The sequence below is a fragment of the Sphaerotilus mobilis genome (assembly GCF_004216565.1).
Lineage (GTDB): Bacteria > Pseudomonadota > Gammaproteobacteria > Burkholderiales > Burkholderiaceae_C > Sphaerotilus > Sphaerotilus mobilis.
This window is the reverse complement of sequence record NZ_SGWV01000012.1, coordinates 37,973-51,798: the sequence shown is the minus strand read 5'-3', so window position 1 is coordinate 51,798 and position 13,826 is coordinate 37,973. Positions and strand designations below refer to the sequence as shown.

Annotated in this window: 14 protein-coding genes and 1 other RNA gene; 10 read left to right on the top strand and 5 right to left on the bottom strand. The window is 69.8% G+C overall.

The genetic code is table 11. From position 1 onward, the window contains the following. The first annotated feature begins 80 nt into the window (after positions 1–80). The 5 genes from prfA to EV685_RS17990 all read left to right on the top strand — a co-directional run bounded on the left by prfA (position 81) and on the right by EV685_RS17990 (position 3,850). Positions 81–1,163: a peptide chain release factor 1 gene (prfA, locus tag EV685_RS18010; protein ID WP_130483450.1), complete on the top strand. Its 1,083-nt coding sequence runs from the start codon at positions 81–83 to the stop codon at positions 1,161–1,163. Then, positions 1,160–2,011 carry a peptide chain release factor N(5)-glutamine methyltransferase gene (gene prmC / locus EV685_RS18005; protein WP_130483449.1) on the top strand — a complete coding sequence of 284 codons (852 nt, stop codon included), beginning with the start codon at positions 1,160–1,162 and terminating at the stop codon, positions 2,009–2,011. The genes prfA and prmC overlap by 4 nt, the downstream gene beginning before the upstream one ends. Before the next feature lie 132 nt (positions 2,012–2,143). After that, a complete protein-coding gene (locus EV685_RS18000) occupies positions 2,144–2,824 on the top strand; it encodes a hypothetical protein (RefSeq protein ID WP_130483448.1) in 681 nt (226 codons plus the stop codon). A gap of 124 nt (positions 2,825–2,948) precedes the next feature. After that, entirely contained in the window at positions 2,949–3,260 is a 312-nt protein-coding gene (gene grxD / locus EV685_RS17995) for a Grx4 family monothiol glutaredoxin (protein WP_130483447.1), read from the top strand. 5 nt (positions 3,261–3,265) lie between these two features. Then, the gene (locus EV685_RS17990; protein ID WP_242615659.1) at positions 3,266–3,850 is read left to right on the top strand and encodes a UbiX family flavin prenyltransferase; all 585 of its coding nucleotides are present in this window, start codon (positions 3,266–3,268) and stop codon (positions 3,848–3,850) included. A 14-nt stretch (positions 3,851–3,864) separates the two neighbouring features. Here EV685_RS17990 and EV685_RS17985 read toward each other — a convergent pair whose 3' ends face one another. Together EV685_RS17985 and EV685_RS17980 are read right to left on the bottom strand one after the other, a co-directional pair. Beyond that, positions 3,865–5,280, bottom strand: a complete 1,416-nt coding sequence (locus EV685_RS17985) for a sensor histidine kinase (protein ID WP_130483446.1) — start codon at positions 5,278–5,280, stop codon at positions 3,865–3,867. Beyond that, the gene (locus EV685_RS17980; RefSeq protein ID WP_130483445.1) at positions 5,277–5,963 is read right to left on the bottom strand and encodes a response regulator; all 687 of its coding nucleotides are present in this window, start codon (positions 5,961–5,963) and stop codon (positions 5,277–5,279) included. Before EV685_RS17980 ends, EV685_RS17985 begins: the two co-directional genes overlap by 4 nt. Positions 5,964–6,076: 113 nt before the next feature. On the opposite strand from EV685_RS17980, the gene EV685_RS17975 reads away from it, so the two are divergent. From EV685_RS17975 to EV685_RS17965, 3 genes are all read left to right on the top strand, one after another. After that, the gene (locus EV685_RS17975; protein WP_130483444.1) at positions 6,077–7,039 is read left to right on the top strand and encodes a Bug family tripartite tricarboxylate transporter substrate binding protein; all 963 of its coding nucleotides are present in this window, start codon (positions 6,077–6,079) and stop codon (positions 7,037–7,039) included. Continuing rightward, positions 7,036–7,536 carry a tripartite tricarboxylate transporter TctB family protein gene (locus EV685_RS17970; RefSeq protein WP_130483443.1) on the top strand — a complete coding sequence of 167 codons (501 nt, stop codon included), beginning with the start codon at positions 7,036–7,038 and terminating at the stop codon, positions 7,534–7,536. Before EV685_RS17975 ends, EV685_RS17970 begins: the two co-directional genes overlap by 4 nt. Positions 7,537–7,610: 74 nt before the next feature. Next, the gene (locus EV685_RS17965; RefSeq protein ID WP_130483442.1) at positions 7,611–9,128 is read left to right on the top strand and encodes a tripartite tricarboxylate transporter permease; all 1,518 of its coding nucleotides are present in this window, start codon (positions 7,611–7,613) and stop codon (positions 9,126–9,128) included. 10 nt (positions 9,129–9,138) lie between these two features. Here EV685_RS17965 and EV685_RS17960 read toward each other — a convergent pair whose 3' ends face one another. After that, positions 9,139–9,813, bottom strand: a complete 675-nt coding sequence (locus EV685_RS17960) for a lytic transglycosylase domain-containing protein (protein ID WP_130483441.1) — start codon at positions 9,811–9,813, stop codon at positions 9,139–9,141. 19 nt (positions 9,814–9,832) lie between these two features. Beyond that, positions 9,833–11,578 (bottom strand): proline--tRNA ligase, encoded by a 1,746-nt coding sequence (locus EV685_RS17955; protein ID WP_130483440.1) that lies wholly within the window; start codon positions 11,576–11,578, stop codon positions 9,833–9,835. A 106-nt stretch (positions 11,579–11,684) separates the two neighbouring features. On the opposite strand from EV685_RS17955, the gene EV685_RS17950 reads away from it, so the two are divergent. Beyond that, entirely contained in the window at positions 11,685–12,401 is a 717-nt protein-coding gene (locus EV685_RS17950) for an RNA pyrophosphohydrolase (RefSeq protein WP_242615658.1), read from the top strand. A gap of 66 nt (positions 12,402–12,467) precedes the next feature. Here EV685_RS17950 and EV685_RS17945 read toward each other — a convergent pair whose 3' ends face one another. Continuing rightward, on the bottom strand, positions 12,468–13,418 hold the full coding sequence (locus EV685_RS17945) for a DMT family transporter (protein WP_242615657.1): 951 nt from the start codon (positions 13,416–13,418) through the stop codon (positions 12,468–12,470). Between the two features lie 40 nt (positions 13,419–13,458). On the opposite strand from EV685_RS17945, the gene rnpB reads away from it, so the two are divergent. Continuing rightward, positions 13,459–13,809, top strand: an RNA gene (rnpB, locus tag EV685_RS17940) — RNase P RNA component class A. The last annotated feature ends 17 nt before the right edge of the window (positions 13,810–13,826 follow it).

Here is a 13,826-nt window from a genome sequence, read left to right as displayed (position 1 = left end):
ACGGCTGCCGTCAACGCCCTCGACGGACCTGCGTCGACCGTCCCCGCCGCCTTCTTCCCCGGGCCCTGCCCGCCTCCGCCATGTCCCCCTTCCTGCGCCAGCAGCTCGACCGCCAGAGCCTGCGCCTGGCCGAGATCGACGCCGCGCTGGCCGATCCGGCCATCGGCCAGCAGATCGCCACGCTGCGTGGCCTGAACCGCGAGCATGCGCGGGTGTCGTCGCTGGTCGAACGCTGGCAGGCCTACCAAGGCCATGAGCAGACGCTGGTGGACGCCCGGGCGATGCTCGACGACCCCGACATGGCCGAGCTGGCCCGCGCCGAGATCGAGGCCGCCGAAGCCGGCCTGGCGGCGCTCGAACAGTCGCTGCACACCGCCTTGCTGCCGCGTGACGAGGACGACGCGCGCAACGCCTTCCTGGAGATCCGTGCCGGCACCGGCGGCGACGAGTCGGCGCTGTTTGCGGGTGACCTGCTGCGCCTCTACCTGCGCCATGCCGAGCGACAGGGCTGGCGCAGCGAGATCCTGTCGGCCAGCGAATCCGACCTCGGCGGCTACAAGGAAGTGGTCGTGCGCATCGAGGGCGAGGCGGTCTACGAGGCGCTCAAGTACGAGTCCGGCGGTCACCGCGTGCAGCGCGTGCCGACGACCGAATCACAAGGCCGCATCCACACCAGCACCTGCACGGTGGCCGTGCTGCCCGAGCCGGACGAGGCCGCCGAGGTGGCGATCAACCCCGCCGACCTGCGCATCGACACCTACCGCGCCAGCGGCGCCGGTGGCCAGCACATCAACAAGACCGACTCGGCGGTGCGCATCACGCACCTGCCCACCGGCATCGTGGCCGAGTGCCAGGACGACCGCTCGCAGCACCGCAACAAGGCCCGCGCGATGCAGGTGCTGGCCGCGCGCATCCATGAGCGCGAACGCAGCGCCCGGGCCGAGCGCGAGGCGGCGACCCGGCGCAGCCTGGTCGGCAGCGGCGACCGCAGCGACCGCATCCGGACCTACAACTTTCCGCAGGGCCGGGTGACCGATCACCGCATCAACCTGACGCTCTACAAGCTCGGCGCGGTGATGGACGGCGAACTCGGCGAGCTGACCGCCGCGCTGCAGGCCGCGCAGGCGGCCGAGCAGCTGGCCGAGCTGGAAGCGCGCGGATGACGACGTCGGCGCCGGCCGTGAGCGTCGCCGCGGCGCTGGCCCAGGCCCGCGCGGCCGGCCTGGACCGCATCGACCGCGACCTGCTGCTGGCCGAACTGCTGCAGCGCACGCGCAGCTGGCTGCTGATCCACGACGACCATGTGCTGAGCGCCGACGAGGCGCGCCGCTGGTCCGACTGGTGCACACGACGTGCGGCCGGCGTGCCGGTGGCCTACCTGACCGGCCGGCACGGCTTCCACGGCCTGGAGCTGCAGGTCACGCCCGACGTGCTGGACCCGCGCCCCGACACCGAGACGCTGGTCGACTGGGCGCTGGACCTGTTGCGCCATCACCCCGCGCCGTCGCCCGCCGTGGTCGACCTCGGCACCGGCAGCGGCGCCATCGCGCTGGCGATCCAGCACCGGCACGCCGCCGCCCGCGTCACGGCGGTCGACCGCAGTGCGGCTGCCCTGGCGGTGGCGCGCCACAACGGCAAGCGGCTGGGCCTGGCGGTCGACTGGCGCTGCGGCTCATGGTTCGCACCGCTGGCCGGCGAGCGCGTCGACCTGATCGTCAGCAACCCGCCCTACATCCGCGCCGACGACCCGCACCTGGTCAACCTGCGCCATGAGCCGATCGAGGCGTTGGTGTCCGGCCCGGACGGCCTGGACGACCTGCGTGTGCTGGTCGACGGTGCGCCGGCCCACCTGCACGACGGTGGCTGGCTGCTGCTCGAACACGGCCACGACCAGGCCGACGCGGTGGCCGCCTTGTTCGCGGCCAGCGGCTGGCAAGCCATCGGCCACCGGCAGGACCTGGGCGGGCACCGGCGCTGCACCGGGGCACGCTGGCAGCACCGCCAGACGTGACATCGTTCAGGTCCGGCGCCCGCTCGGTCCGGCCAGTAAACCTTGTTGCACCAGACGCAACACACACCGCACAAACCCAGGCGTAGCATGCCTGCATGACAGGCGCCCCGCCTGCCGCGACTGGAGTTCCCCGTGAGGCCGCAGTTCCACGCCCAGGTCCGCTCTCCCGCCCGCAACGCCCGCAACGCCCGAGTGTTCGCACAGGTCGCCCGGCGGGGTCCGTTCGCCTCGACATCCGCCTTGATCGCCACGCTGCTGTTGGCCGGGCTGTCGGCCCCGATGACGGCGCAAGCCGATGAACACGTTGATCGTTCGGCACCGCTGCAGCTGCGCGCCGAGCCCGGCAGCCTGCGCATCGACGGTCAAGGCTGGGTCGCCCGGCTGGACCTCGGCCCCGTCGACCGGGACCGCCTGCCCAGCCGCAGCGGCCGGGTGTCCTGGCAGTTGCTGGGTGACTACTACTTCGGCGCCCTCAGGCCGTCTCCCGGGCCCCGATCCGGTTCGAGCGTGGGCATGGACAGTGGCCTGCGGGCGACCGGCGGCCTGATCGGCCTGTCGCCGCGCAGCCAGATCCAGATGCAGTGGCAGGCGCCGGCACGCGAGGCCGGCACGCTGCCCTACCTTGGCCTGGGTTACACGCTCGGCCTGGACCGCACGGGCTGGGGCGTGAAGGCGGACCTCGGCCTGCTGGGCACGCGTGACGGCAGCGAAGGCCTGCGCCTGAACCGCTCCGGCGCGTCGATGGAGGACGCCAGCGTCGGCGACCTGCGCTGGCTGCCGATGCTGCAGGTGGGCGTGTCCTACGCCTTCTGATCGACCCGCATCGCCGGCAGAGGCCCCAACGGGCGGCGATGCATCCGCTTTCGCTTATAAACCCGGTCTCCCGGACCTGCGTGTGACAGGTCCGCCCTGGCCCTACCGAACACGCCCGAACACCATGAACCCTGTCCAGCAACGCATCGACGAGATCGTCAAGTCCAGCCCTGTCGTGCTCTTCATGAAGGGCACCGCGCAGTTCCCGATGTGCGGCTTCTCCGGCCGCGCGATCCAGATCCTGAAGGCCTGCGGCGTCGACGGCCTGACCACCGTCAACGTGCTGGAGGACGAGGCGATCCGCCAGGGCATCAAGGACTACGCCAACTGGCCGACCATCCCGCAGCTCTACGTCAACGGCGAATTTGTCGGCGGCTCGGACATCATGATGGAGATGTTCCAAGCCGGCGAGCTGCAGACGCTCATCAAGGGCTGAGGCGCTTGCCCTCGTCGTTGTCAGCCGCCGCACCTCGGCTGGTCGTCGGCCTGACCGGCGCCTCGGGTGCTGTCTACGGCGTGCGGCTGCTGCAGCGCGCCCGTGAACTCGGCGTCGCGACCCACCTGGTCGCCACGCCGGCCGGCATCCTGAACGTGCACCACGAGCTGGGCCTGGACCGGTCCGGTCTGGAGTCCCTGGCCGATCAGGCCCACGGCCCCGGCGAGGTCGGCGCCTGCATCGCCAGCGGCAGCTACGCGACCGATGCGATGGTGATCGCGCCCTGCTCGATGAAGACGCTGGCCGCCGTCGCCCACGGCTACGGCGACAACCTGCTGACCCGCGCGGCGGACGTGACGCTCAAGGAACGCCGCCGGCTGGTCCTGATGGTGCGCGAGACGCCCTTCAACCTGGCCCACCTGCGCAACATGGTCTCGGTCACCGAGATGGGCGCGGTGGTCTTCCCGCCGCTGCCGGCCTTCTATCACCGGCCCCAGAGCATCGACGAGCTGGTCGACGAGACGGTCGAGCGGGTGCTGCAGGTCTGCGGCCTGGACGCCGCGCGCCCGAAGGCCTGGGCCGGCCTCTGAGCCCGGCCTGACCGTCAGCCCGGCAGGCTGACGCTCGCCGACAGGCCGATGCGCTGTCCGTTCGGCCCGAGCCGGTCGTCCAGCGCCAGCGTCGCGCCAAGCTGCTCGGCGATCTCGCGGCAGATGTGCAGGCCCAAGCCACTGCCGCCCTGCGTGCTGCTGTGGAAGGGCTCGAACAGGCGGGCGCGCTGGGCGGGACTCAGGCCGGGTCCGCTGTCGCGGATGAACAGCGCCGGTCGTGGCTCGGCCATCACCTCGATCTGCAAGGAGCCGCCCCGGGGCGATGCCCGCAGCGCGTTGTGCAGCAGGTTACGGGTCAGCTCGCGGACCATCCATGCGTGGGTGTGCACCGGCACCGGCCGATCGGCCAGCAGCTCGAACTCGAGCGCCTTCTCGGCGATCAGCGGCGCGAGGTCCAGCGCCACGTCGCGCACCAGCAGGGCCAGGTCGAGCGACTCGGGCGGCTGGTCGTGGCGGGCCTGTTCCAGCTTGGCCAGCGCCAGCAGCTGGTTGGCCAGCCGGGTCGCGCCGTCCACGGTCACGCCAATCTCGCGCAAGGCCTGGGTCGACGCGATGTCGCCCCGCAGGGCCGACTGGACCTGGGTCTTGAGCACCGCCAGCGGCGTGCGCAGCTGGTGCGAGGCATCGCGGATGAAGCGCTTCTGGCGCGCCAGCAGGCTCGCCAGCCGGGCCATCACGTCGTTGGTGGCGACGATCAGCGGCTGCAGCTCGCGCGGCGCCTCGTCGACCGGCAGGGCGCTCAGATCGTCGGCCGGACGGGCCTCGATCGCCGCGCTCAGCGCGCGCACCGGCAGGGTCGCACGCTGCACCACCCAGGACACCACCGCGCTGATGACGGCCAAGAGCAGCAGCTGGCGCCACAGCGTCGCCCACAGCATCTCGCGCGCCAGCGTCTGGCGCAGCTCCAGCGTCTCGGCCACCTGGACCGTCGCCATGCCGTGGCCGGCCTGTCCGGCCACCGGCTGCAGCAGCACGGCCACCCGCACCGGCTCGCCGCGAAAGCTGTCGTCGTAGAAGTCGACCAGCGCCGCATAGGGTCCGCGCATCGGGATCTGGCCGCGCCAGACCGGCAGGTCCTCGAAGCCCGAGACCATCTCGCCGGCAAAGCCGGTGACCTTGAAATACATGCGGCTGCGGTTGTCGGCCTCGAAGGCTTCCAGGGCGGCATAGGGCACGGTCGCCCGCAGCTGCGGGCCCTGCCCGCCGGCCTCGATGTCGAGCAGCTCGCCGATGGTCTTGGCCGACGCCAGCAGCGTGCGGTCGTAGGCCAGGTCAGCGGCCTGCAGGGCTTCGCGGTAGAGGCTCCAGGCGTTGATGGTCATCAGCAGCACGACCGGCAGCAGCACACCGGCCAGCAGCCGGCCGCGCATCGACAGGTGGGCCCAGCGCCAGGCCAGCGTAGGGCTCATGTTTCGGCACCGCCGGCGTCTTGCGGCGCCAGCAGATAGCCCAGACCGCGCAGCGTCACCAGCTTGGCACCGGTGGTGGCCAGACGCTTGCGCAGCCGGTAGGCCACCACCTCGATCGCATCGGGCTGGACGTCCACCTCGCCGGCGAAGACCAGCTCGAACAGCCGGTCCTTGGCCACCGCCTGGCCCGGCCGCGCCAGCAGCGCGCGCAGCAGGGCGGCCTCGCGCGGGGCCAGTTCGAGCGCCTGGCCGTGGGCATAGACCGCGCCGCTGTCGGCATCGACCTGCAAGCCGCAGTAGACCGGCGCGACATGTGGCGCGGCCATGCGACGGCGTGCCAGCGCGCGCACCCGGGCGTCCAGCTCGTCAAGGTCGAAGGGCTTGGCGAGGTAGTCGTCGGCGCCGGTGTTCAGACCCAGCACACGGTCGCCAACGGCGCTGCGCGCGGTCAGGATCAGCACCGGCGTGTCCAGCCCCTCAGCACGGGCGCGGCTGAGCACCTCCAGGCCGTCCAGACCCGGCAGGCTCAGGTCCAGCAGCACGACATCGGGCACGCTGGCCCGCCAGCGATCGAGCGCGCGCGCGCCATCGCCGCAGGCCACCACCTGGGCGCCGGTGCGCTCAAAGGCGCGCTGCAGCGTGGTCTGCATCGCCGGGTTGTCTTCGATCAGCAGCAGTTTCATGAGCCTGGCCCGTGTTTTCCCCGAGGTTCCGGACAGCCGATCGACAGCCAGCGTCGGCACCATTCAGGCTTCGATTCTGTCCTTCCAGCCACACGACAACGGAGACCCGCACCATGCGTCGAGACACCTTCCTGAAGTCCCTGGGCGCCCTCGCCCTGGTCGGCGGCCTGCCCATGGCAGCCCGCGCGTCCGCCAACCTGAAGATGATGATCCCGGCCAACCCGGGTGGCGGCTGGGACAGCACCGGCCGTGCCATCGGCAAGGCGCTGCAGGACGCCGGTCTGGCCGCGTCGGTGCAGTTCGAGAACAAGGGCGGCGCCGCCGGTGCCATCGGCCTGGCGCAGTTCGTCAACGCCAGCAAGGGCGACCCGAACGCGCTGATGGTGATGGGTGCGGTCATGCTCGGCGGCCTGATCACCGGCAAGCCGCCGGTCGACCTCAAGCAGGCCACGCCGATCGCCCGCCTGACCAGCGAATACAACGTCTTCGTGCTGCCGGCCAGCTCGCCCTTCAAGACCATGAAGGACGTGGTCGATCAGATGAAGAAGGACCCCGGCAGCGTCAAGTGGGGCGGCGGCTCGCGCGGTTCCACCGAGCACATCGCGGCGGCCATGATCGCCCGCGATGTCGGCGTCGATGCGGCCAAGATCAACTACGTCGCCTTCCGGGGCGGCGGTGAGGCGGTTGCCGCGATCCTGGGCGGCAACGTCACGGTCGGCGGCAGCGGCTTCAGCGAGTTCGACGAGTACATCGCCAGCGGCAAGATGCGCGCGATCGCGGTGACCTCGGCCGAGCGCCTGTCGGGCACCACGATCCCCACGCTCAAGGAGCAGGGCATCAACGTCGAGATCGGCAACTGGCGCGGCGTCTACGCGGCCCCTGGCATCAGCGCCGAGCAGCAAAAGGCGCTGACCGACCTGGTCACGCAGATGTTCAAGAGCAAGCCCTGGGTCGACGCGATGGCCCTCAACAAGTGGACGCCTGCCTTCATGGCCGGTCCCGACTTCGCCAAGTTCGTCGACGCCGAGTTCGCCAGCCTGCGTGACGTGATGACCAAGGCCGGGATGGTTTCGTGAGCGACCGGCTCGCACAGACTGGCGTCGGTGCGGGCGTCGTCGTGATCGCGCTGCTCTACGGCGGCGGTGCCCTGGCGCTGCCGTCCGAAGCCGGCTACGGCGGCGTCGGGCCGAACTTCCTGCCGCTGGCGGTCAGCGCGCTGCTGCTGGTCTGCGGCGTGCTGCTGGTGGCGCACGGTCTGGTCGGCGGCTTCCGGGCCTTCGACGGGCCGGACGGCGACGAGCGGGGCCACTGGATCGGCTTTGCCTGGGTCTCCGCCGGCATCCTGCTCAACGCGGCGCTGATCACCCGCATCGGCTTCGTGCTGGCCTGCGCGCTGTGTTTCCTGCTGGCCGCGCGCGGTTTCCAGATCGCCCGTGGCGACCGGCTGAACGGCCTGCGCAGCTGGGTGCGCGACGCGCTGACCGGCATCGCCATTGCCGCGCCGGTCTACTGGCTGTTCGGCAAGCTGCTGGCCATCCAGTTGCCCGGCCTCGGCCTGGGCGGCTGGATCTGAGCCGCTACCCCTGACCCGGGCGCTGCGCATCGCCGCAGCGCCCGGGTCAACTGTGTTCCCCGACGGGATACCCCATGGACATCTGGAACCAACTGCTGGCCGGCTTCGCGACCGCCGCCACGCCGATCAACCTGCTGTGGTCACTGCTGGGCTGCACGCTGGGCACCGCCATTGGCGTGCTGCCCGGCCTGGGCCCGGCCACCGTCGTGGCGATGCTGCTGCCGATCACGCTGAAGGTCGAGGCGACCGCCTCGATGATCTTCTTCGCCGGCATCTACTACGGTGCGATGTACGGCGGCTCGACCACCTCCATCCTGCTCAACACCCCCGGCGAGGCCGGCTCGATGGTGACGGCGATGGAGGGCAACAAGATGGCCAAGAACGGCCGCGCCGGTGCGGCGCTGGCCACCGCGGCGATCGGCTCCTTCGTGGCCGGCACGATCGCCACGGTGCTGGTGACGCTGTTCGCCCCGCTGGTGGCCGAGCACGCCATCAAGCTCGGTCCGCCCGAGTACTTCATGCTGATGCTGCTGGCCTTCATCACCGTCAGCGCGGTGCTGGGTCGCAGCAAGCTGCGCGGCCTGACGGCGCTGGGCATCGGCCTGGCGATGGGGCTGATCGGCATCGACCAGATCTCCGGCCAGGTCCGCTACACGCTGGGCGTGCCCGAGCTGATGGACGGCCTCGAGGTGGTCCTCGTGGCGGTCGGCCTGTTCGCGGTCGGCGAGGCGCTGTTCGTCGTGCTCTACGACAACAAGGTCAAGGAAACACGCAACCGCATGAGCCAGGTCCACATGACGCCTGCGGAGTGGAAACGCTCCTGGCCGGCCTGGATCCGCGCGACCTTCATCGGCTTTCCCTTCGGCACCATCCCGGCCGGCGGCAGCGAGATCCCGACCTTCCTGAGCTACGCGACCGAGAAGAAGCTCTCCAAGCACCCGGAAGAGTTCGGCACCACCGGCGCCATCGAGGGGGTCGCCGGCCCGGAGGCCGCCAACAACGCGGCCATCACCGCCACGCTGATCCCGCTGCTGACGCTGGGCATTCCGACGTCCAACACGACCGCGATCCTGCTGGGCGCCTTCCAGAACTACGGCATCAACCCGGGGCCGCAGCTGTTCGACACCAACGGCGCGCTGGTCTGGGCGCTGATCGCCTCGCTCTACATCGGCAACGTGATGCTGCTGGTGCTCAACCTGCCGCTGGTCAAGGTCTGGGTCAAGCTGCTGGACGTGCCCAAGCCGCAGCTCTACGCCGGCATCCTGATCTTCGCGACGGTGGGCGTCTATGGCATGCGCCAGTCGGCCTTCGATCTGGTGCTGCTCTACGGCATCGGCCTGCTCGGCCTGGTGATGCGGCGCTATGACTTCCCGACCGCGCCGGTGGTCGTCGGCATGATCCTGGGCCCGCTGGCTGAGGCCCAGTTGCGCAACGCGATGTCGATTGGCGAGGGCCACTGGCGCGTCTTCATCGACCGCCCGGTCTCGCTGTTCCTGCTGCTGGTGATCGTGGCGGTGCTGGTGCTGCCGCGCCTGATCCATCGCATCCGCCGCGCCCGCGGCATGACGACCGGGCCGGCCAAGATCCATTGAGCCGCGCGGCTCAGCGCGTCGCTGGCGTCGCCGGGATCGGCGCGACGCCGGTGGCGATGCGCAGGTCGGCCTCCGGATGCACCCAGCGCTTGCGCGCGGCCAGCACCGCATCCGGATAGGCGGGCTTGCCCCGGCTGCCGTTGTAGCGGCCCAGCGCCATGAACAGGTTGCCCTGCTCGCGGTCGATGTAGTGGCGCAGGATCACGCAGCCAAAGCGCAGGTTGGCTTGCAGGTGGAACAGCCGCCCGGCATCGCCATCGCCGATCAGCCGGGCCCAGAAGGGCATGACCTGCATGTAGCCGCGCGCACCGGCGCTGGAAATGGCGTACTTGCGAAAGCCGCTCTCGACCTCGACCAGACCCAGCACGAGGGCCGGATCCAGCCCGGCGCGGCGGCTCTCGTACCAGAGCGCTTCGAGGAACTCGCGCCGCACATCGAAGTCGGGCTTGCGGCGCTTGAGCCGCTCGCTGGCCTGGCCCAGCCAGCGCAGGTAGGCCAGCCGCTGTTCGACGTGGGCGAACTCCAGGCGGGGCGGCAGGCCATCGGCCACCGCCGCCGACAGGGCGCCGCGCACCGCGTCGGCCAACGGCTCCTCGGCCTGTCGGCCGGCGAGCGCCGGGCCGGTCACCCCGAGCAGGACACCCAGCAGCAGCGCGAACTTGGCGAGCGGCTTGCGAGCGGGCATCGCTGGCCTCGCGTCGGTCTCAGACCTGGACGCGACCCTTCACCCATGCGGCGATCTCGGCCGCTGGCACGCTGGTGGCGGCCTCGTCGCGACGGCCCTGCGCCTCGACCTTGCCGTCCTTCAGGCCGCGGTCGGAAATGACCACGCGGTGCGGCACGCCGATCAGCTCCCAGTCCGCGAACATCGCGCCCGGGCGCTCGCCGCGGTCGTCCAGCAGCACGTCGATGCCTGAGTCGCGCAGCTCGTCGTGCAAGGCATCGGCAGCGGCCTTGACCTCGGCCGAACGGTCGTAGCCGATCGGGCAGATCACGACGGTGAACGGCGCGATCGCTTCGGGCCAGATGATCCCGCGCGCATCGTGGTTCTGCTCGATCGCAGCACCCAGGATGCGGGTCACGCCGATGCCGTAGCAACCCATCTCCATCAGGCGCGGCTTGCCGGTCTCGTCGAGGTAGGTCGCGTTCATCGCCTGGCTGTACTTGGTGCCCAGGTAGAACACATGGCCAACCTCGATGCCGCGCTGGATCGCCAGCACGCCCTTGCCGTCGGGCGACGGGTCGCCTTCGACCACGTTGCGCAGGTCGACGACCAGATCAGGCTCGGGCAGATCACGGCCCCAGTTGACGCCGGTGTAGTGGAAGTCCACGTCGTTGGCGCCGCAGACGAAGTCGGCCATGGCCGCGACGGTGCGGTCGGCGATGACCTGGACCGGCTTCTTCAGGCCGATGGGCCCCAGGTAGCCGGGCTTGCAGCCGAAGTGCTCGTCGATCTCGGCCAGCGTGGCAAAGCGGAAGCCGCGCTTGAGGCCTTCGACCTTGCCGGCCTTGACCTCGTTGAGGTCGTGGTCGCCGCGAAGCAGCAGCAGCCAGACGGTGGCCTTGACGATGTCACCGGCCTCGTTGAGCTCGTCTGTCGCCATCACCAGCGACTTGACGGTCTGCGACAGCGGCAGGCCCAGCAACTCGGCGACGTCGGCACAGGTGGCCTTGCCGGGCGTGGGGGTCTTGACCATCGCCTGCGACGCGGCGGGACGCCCGCCCGCCGGCGCGACGCCTTCGGCCAGCTCCATGTTGGCCGCGTAGTCGCTGGTCGGGCAGTAGACGATGGCGTCCTCGCCGGTGTCGGCGATCACCTGGAACTCGTGCGACAGGTCGCCGCCGATCGCACCGGTGTCGGCCGCGACGGCCCGGTAGGCCAGCCCGAAGCGGTCGAAGATGCGCTTGTAGGCGGTGAACATCGCGTCATACGACTTCGCCGCACCGGCCGGATCACGGTCGAAGGAATACGCGTCCTTCATCGTGAATTCGCGCCCGCGCATGACGCCAAAACGCGGCCGGCGCTCGTCGCGGAACTTGGTCTGGATGTGATAGAAATTCTTCGGCAGCTGCTTGTAGCTGCGCAGTTCCTGGCGGGCGATGTCGGTGACAACTTCCTCGCTGGTGGGCTGGATGATGAAGTCGCGGTCGTGGCGATCCTTCACCCGCAGCAGCTCGGGGCCCATCTTGTCGAAGCGGCCGGTCTCCTGCCACAGCTCAGCGGGCTGCACCACCGGCATCAACAGCTCGACGGCGCCGGCGCGGTTCATCTCGTCGCGGATGATGGCCTCGACCTTGCGGATCACCCGCAGCCCCATCGGCATGTAGTTGTAGATGCCCGCGCCGAGCCGCTTGATCATGCCGGCGCGCATCATCAGCTGATGGCTCCTGACCTCGGCGTCGGCGGGCGCTTCCTTCAGCGTGGAGATGAAGAACTGGGTTGCTTTCATGCGGGGGGATCACCTGGAGATGCACCGCCCCGAGTGGGTATTTTCCGGGGTTGCGCCGTGAAGGCCGGTGCAATAATCAAACCAACTTGAAAATTGGGGTCTGATTATGCTCGACCGTGAAGGCTTCCGGCCCAACGTCGGCATCATCCTGCTCAACCAGCGGAGTCAGGTGTTCTGGGGCAAACGCATCCGGACACATTCCTGGCAATTCCCGCAGGGCGGCATCAAACATGGTGAATCGCCCGAGCAGGCGATGTTTCGCGAGCTCCACGAAGAAGTGGGCTTGCATCCCGAGCACGTGCGCATCATTGCCCGCACCCGTGACTGGCTGCGCTATGAGGTGCCCGACCACTACATCCGGCGCGATGCACGTGGGCACTACAAGGGCCAGAAGCAGATCTGGTTCCTGCTGCAGCTGCTCGGCCGCGACAGCGACATGAACCTGCGTGCGTCCGATCACCCGGAGTTCGACGCCTGGCGTTGGCACGACTACTGGGTGCCCCTGGAAGTCGTGATCGAGTTCAAGCGCAACGTCTACCAGATGGCGCTGACCGAGCTCGCCCGCTACGTGCCGCGTCCGAACCACCAGAACCGCTACCTGCGCAGCGGCATGCGTGGCCATCGGCGCGAGGACGGCAGCCTCGACAGCCATGGCGGCCACCCCGAACACGGCGCCCTGCCGGTCGACGGGCTGCGCGCCGAAGGGCCGGTGCCGGAGCACTTCCGCAGCGACCAGCCGGTGCCCGACGACTTCCACCCTGCCGTGGCCGATGTGCTCGCGCCGCGCGGACTGGAAGACCCGGGAACGCCGCACGACCGCTGACAGGCGGCCGGGTGGCCGGGTGGCCGGGCACGAGCGGGGTCGCGCCCCCGCTGTGCGATGCCGATTTCAGCCGCGCCGGTTCAGCAGGCTCAGGCCGATGCCGACGCCTGCGAGGCCCACCAGCAGCAGGATCGTCACCGGCTCGCCCAGCACCACCCCCGCGAACAGCGTGCCGAAGACCGGCGACAGAAAGACGAAGGCCTGCACCTTGGTCGTCGGGTAGCGCGTCAGCAGCCAGAACCACAGCAGGTAGCTGGCAAAGGTAACGATCACCGCCTGGTAGAACAGCGAGCCCCAGGCCAAGGCGCTCCACTGCGCGACATGATCCAGCGCGGCGGTCTGGCCGGTCCATATCGCCGCCACGACCGACAGCAGCGTGGCCATGCCCAGCTGGTAGGCCAGCGTCAGTTCCGATGCCGCCGTGCGCAGCGCCGACAGGCGGATCACCACCGTGGTCAGGCCCCACATCAGGCCAGCGCCCAACACCAGCAGGTCACCCAGCAGGCCACCGCCACTGCCCGAGTCCCCGAAAGCAAGCGCGATCGAGCCGAAGGCCAGCATCAGGCCGACAACCTGAAGCGGGCGCAGGCGCTCGCTGGGCACCAGCAGCGCCAGCACGATCGCGACGACAAAGGGCGAGGTGTTGATGAAGACCACCGACCGCGCCGCCGTCGTGTACTGCAGGCCCACGAAGATGCAGGCGAACTCGACAGCGAACAGCGTGCCCGAAAGCAGCCCTGGGCCCAAGGTGCCGTCGCGCGGCGACCAACGGATGCCGCGATGACGCATCCACAGCAGCACCAGCAAGAAGGCAATGCCGCTGCGGATCGCCAGTTGCAGCATGGCCGGCACCTCGGGCAGCACCAGCTTGATCGTGACCTGGTTGAGCCCCCACAGCGCGCAGCAAGCGATCAGGCAGACGACGGCGAACAGGTCGAGATGGGCATGGTGGACGGAAGGGGCCGTCGTGACCGGCGGCACCGTGTCGGCGGCCGCCGTGATGGGGTTCGAGCTCATCCGGTCGATGGTATCGGCCCCCATGGGACAATTGCGGCGTGAAGCAAGCCAGACCGTCGCTGGTGCCGGATCCGAAAGGTGGCACTGGAGGAAGGTCCGGACTGCACAGAGCGGCGTAGCAGCTAACGGCTGTCCACCGTGAGGTGAGGATCAGAGCAACAGAGACGAGCCGATTCAGTTCGGGTGAAACGGGCAATCTCTACGCGCAGCAACACCAAATAGGCCAGTGCAAGGCCGCTTCGGCGGCCCGGACGTGCGGCTCGCACGAGCTGGCGGGTAGGTGGCACCGAGCCGGTGGGGCGACCCCCGGCCCAGATGAATGGCGGTCACGGCCGACGACCCTTCGGGGGCGGCGGCTGCACAGAATCCGGCCTATCGGCTTGCTTCACACTTTTCTTGGCATGACCG

Excerpts from the sequence above, each read along its gene's own strand:
- prfA (WP_130483450.1), top strand. The coding sequence starts at position 81 with ATGTCCCCCTTCCTGCGCCAGCAGCTCGACCGCCAGAGCCTGCGCCTG.
- prmC (WP_130483449.1), top strand. The coding sequence starts at position 1,160 with ATGACGACGTCGGCGCCGGCCGTGAGCGTCGCCGCGGCGCTGGCCCAG.
- grxD (WP_130483447.1), top strand. The coding sequence starts at position 2,949 with ATGAACCCTGTCCAGCAACGCATCGACGAGATCGTCAAGTCCAGCCCT.
- EV685_RS17985 (WP_130483446.1), bottom strand. The coding sequence starts at position 5,280 with ATGAGCCCTACGCTGGCCTGGCGCTGGGCCCACCTGTCGATGCGCGGC.
- EV685_RS17980 (WP_130483445.1), bottom strand. The coding sequence starts at position 5,963 with ATGAAACTGCTGCTGATCGAAGACAACCCGGCGATGCAGACCACGCTG.
- EV685_RS17975 (WP_130483444.1), top strand. The coding sequence starts at position 6,077 with ATGCGTCGAGACACCTTCCTGAAGTCCCTGGGCGCCCTCGCCCTGGTC.
- EV685_RS17965 (WP_130483442.1), top strand. The coding sequence starts at position 7,611 with ATGGACATCTGGAACCAACTGCTGGCCGGCTTCGCGACCGCCGCCACG.
- EV685_RS17960 (WP_130483441.1), bottom strand. The coding sequence starts at position 9,813 with ATGCCCGCTCGCAAGCCGCTCGCCAAGTTCGCGCTGCTGCTGGGTGTC.
- EV685_RS17955 (WP_130483440.1), bottom strand. The coding sequence starts at position 11,578 with ATGAAAGCAACCCAGTTCTTCATCTCCACGCTGAAGGAAGCGCCCGCC.
- EV685_RS17950 (WP_242615658.1), top strand. The coding sequence starts at position 11,685 with ATGCTCGACCGTGAAGGCTTCCGGCCCAACGTCGGCATCATCCTGCTC.
- EV685_RS17945 (WP_242615657.1), bottom strand. The coding sequence starts at position 13,418 with ATGAGCTCGAACCCCATCACGGCGGCCGCCGACACGGTGCCGCCGGTC.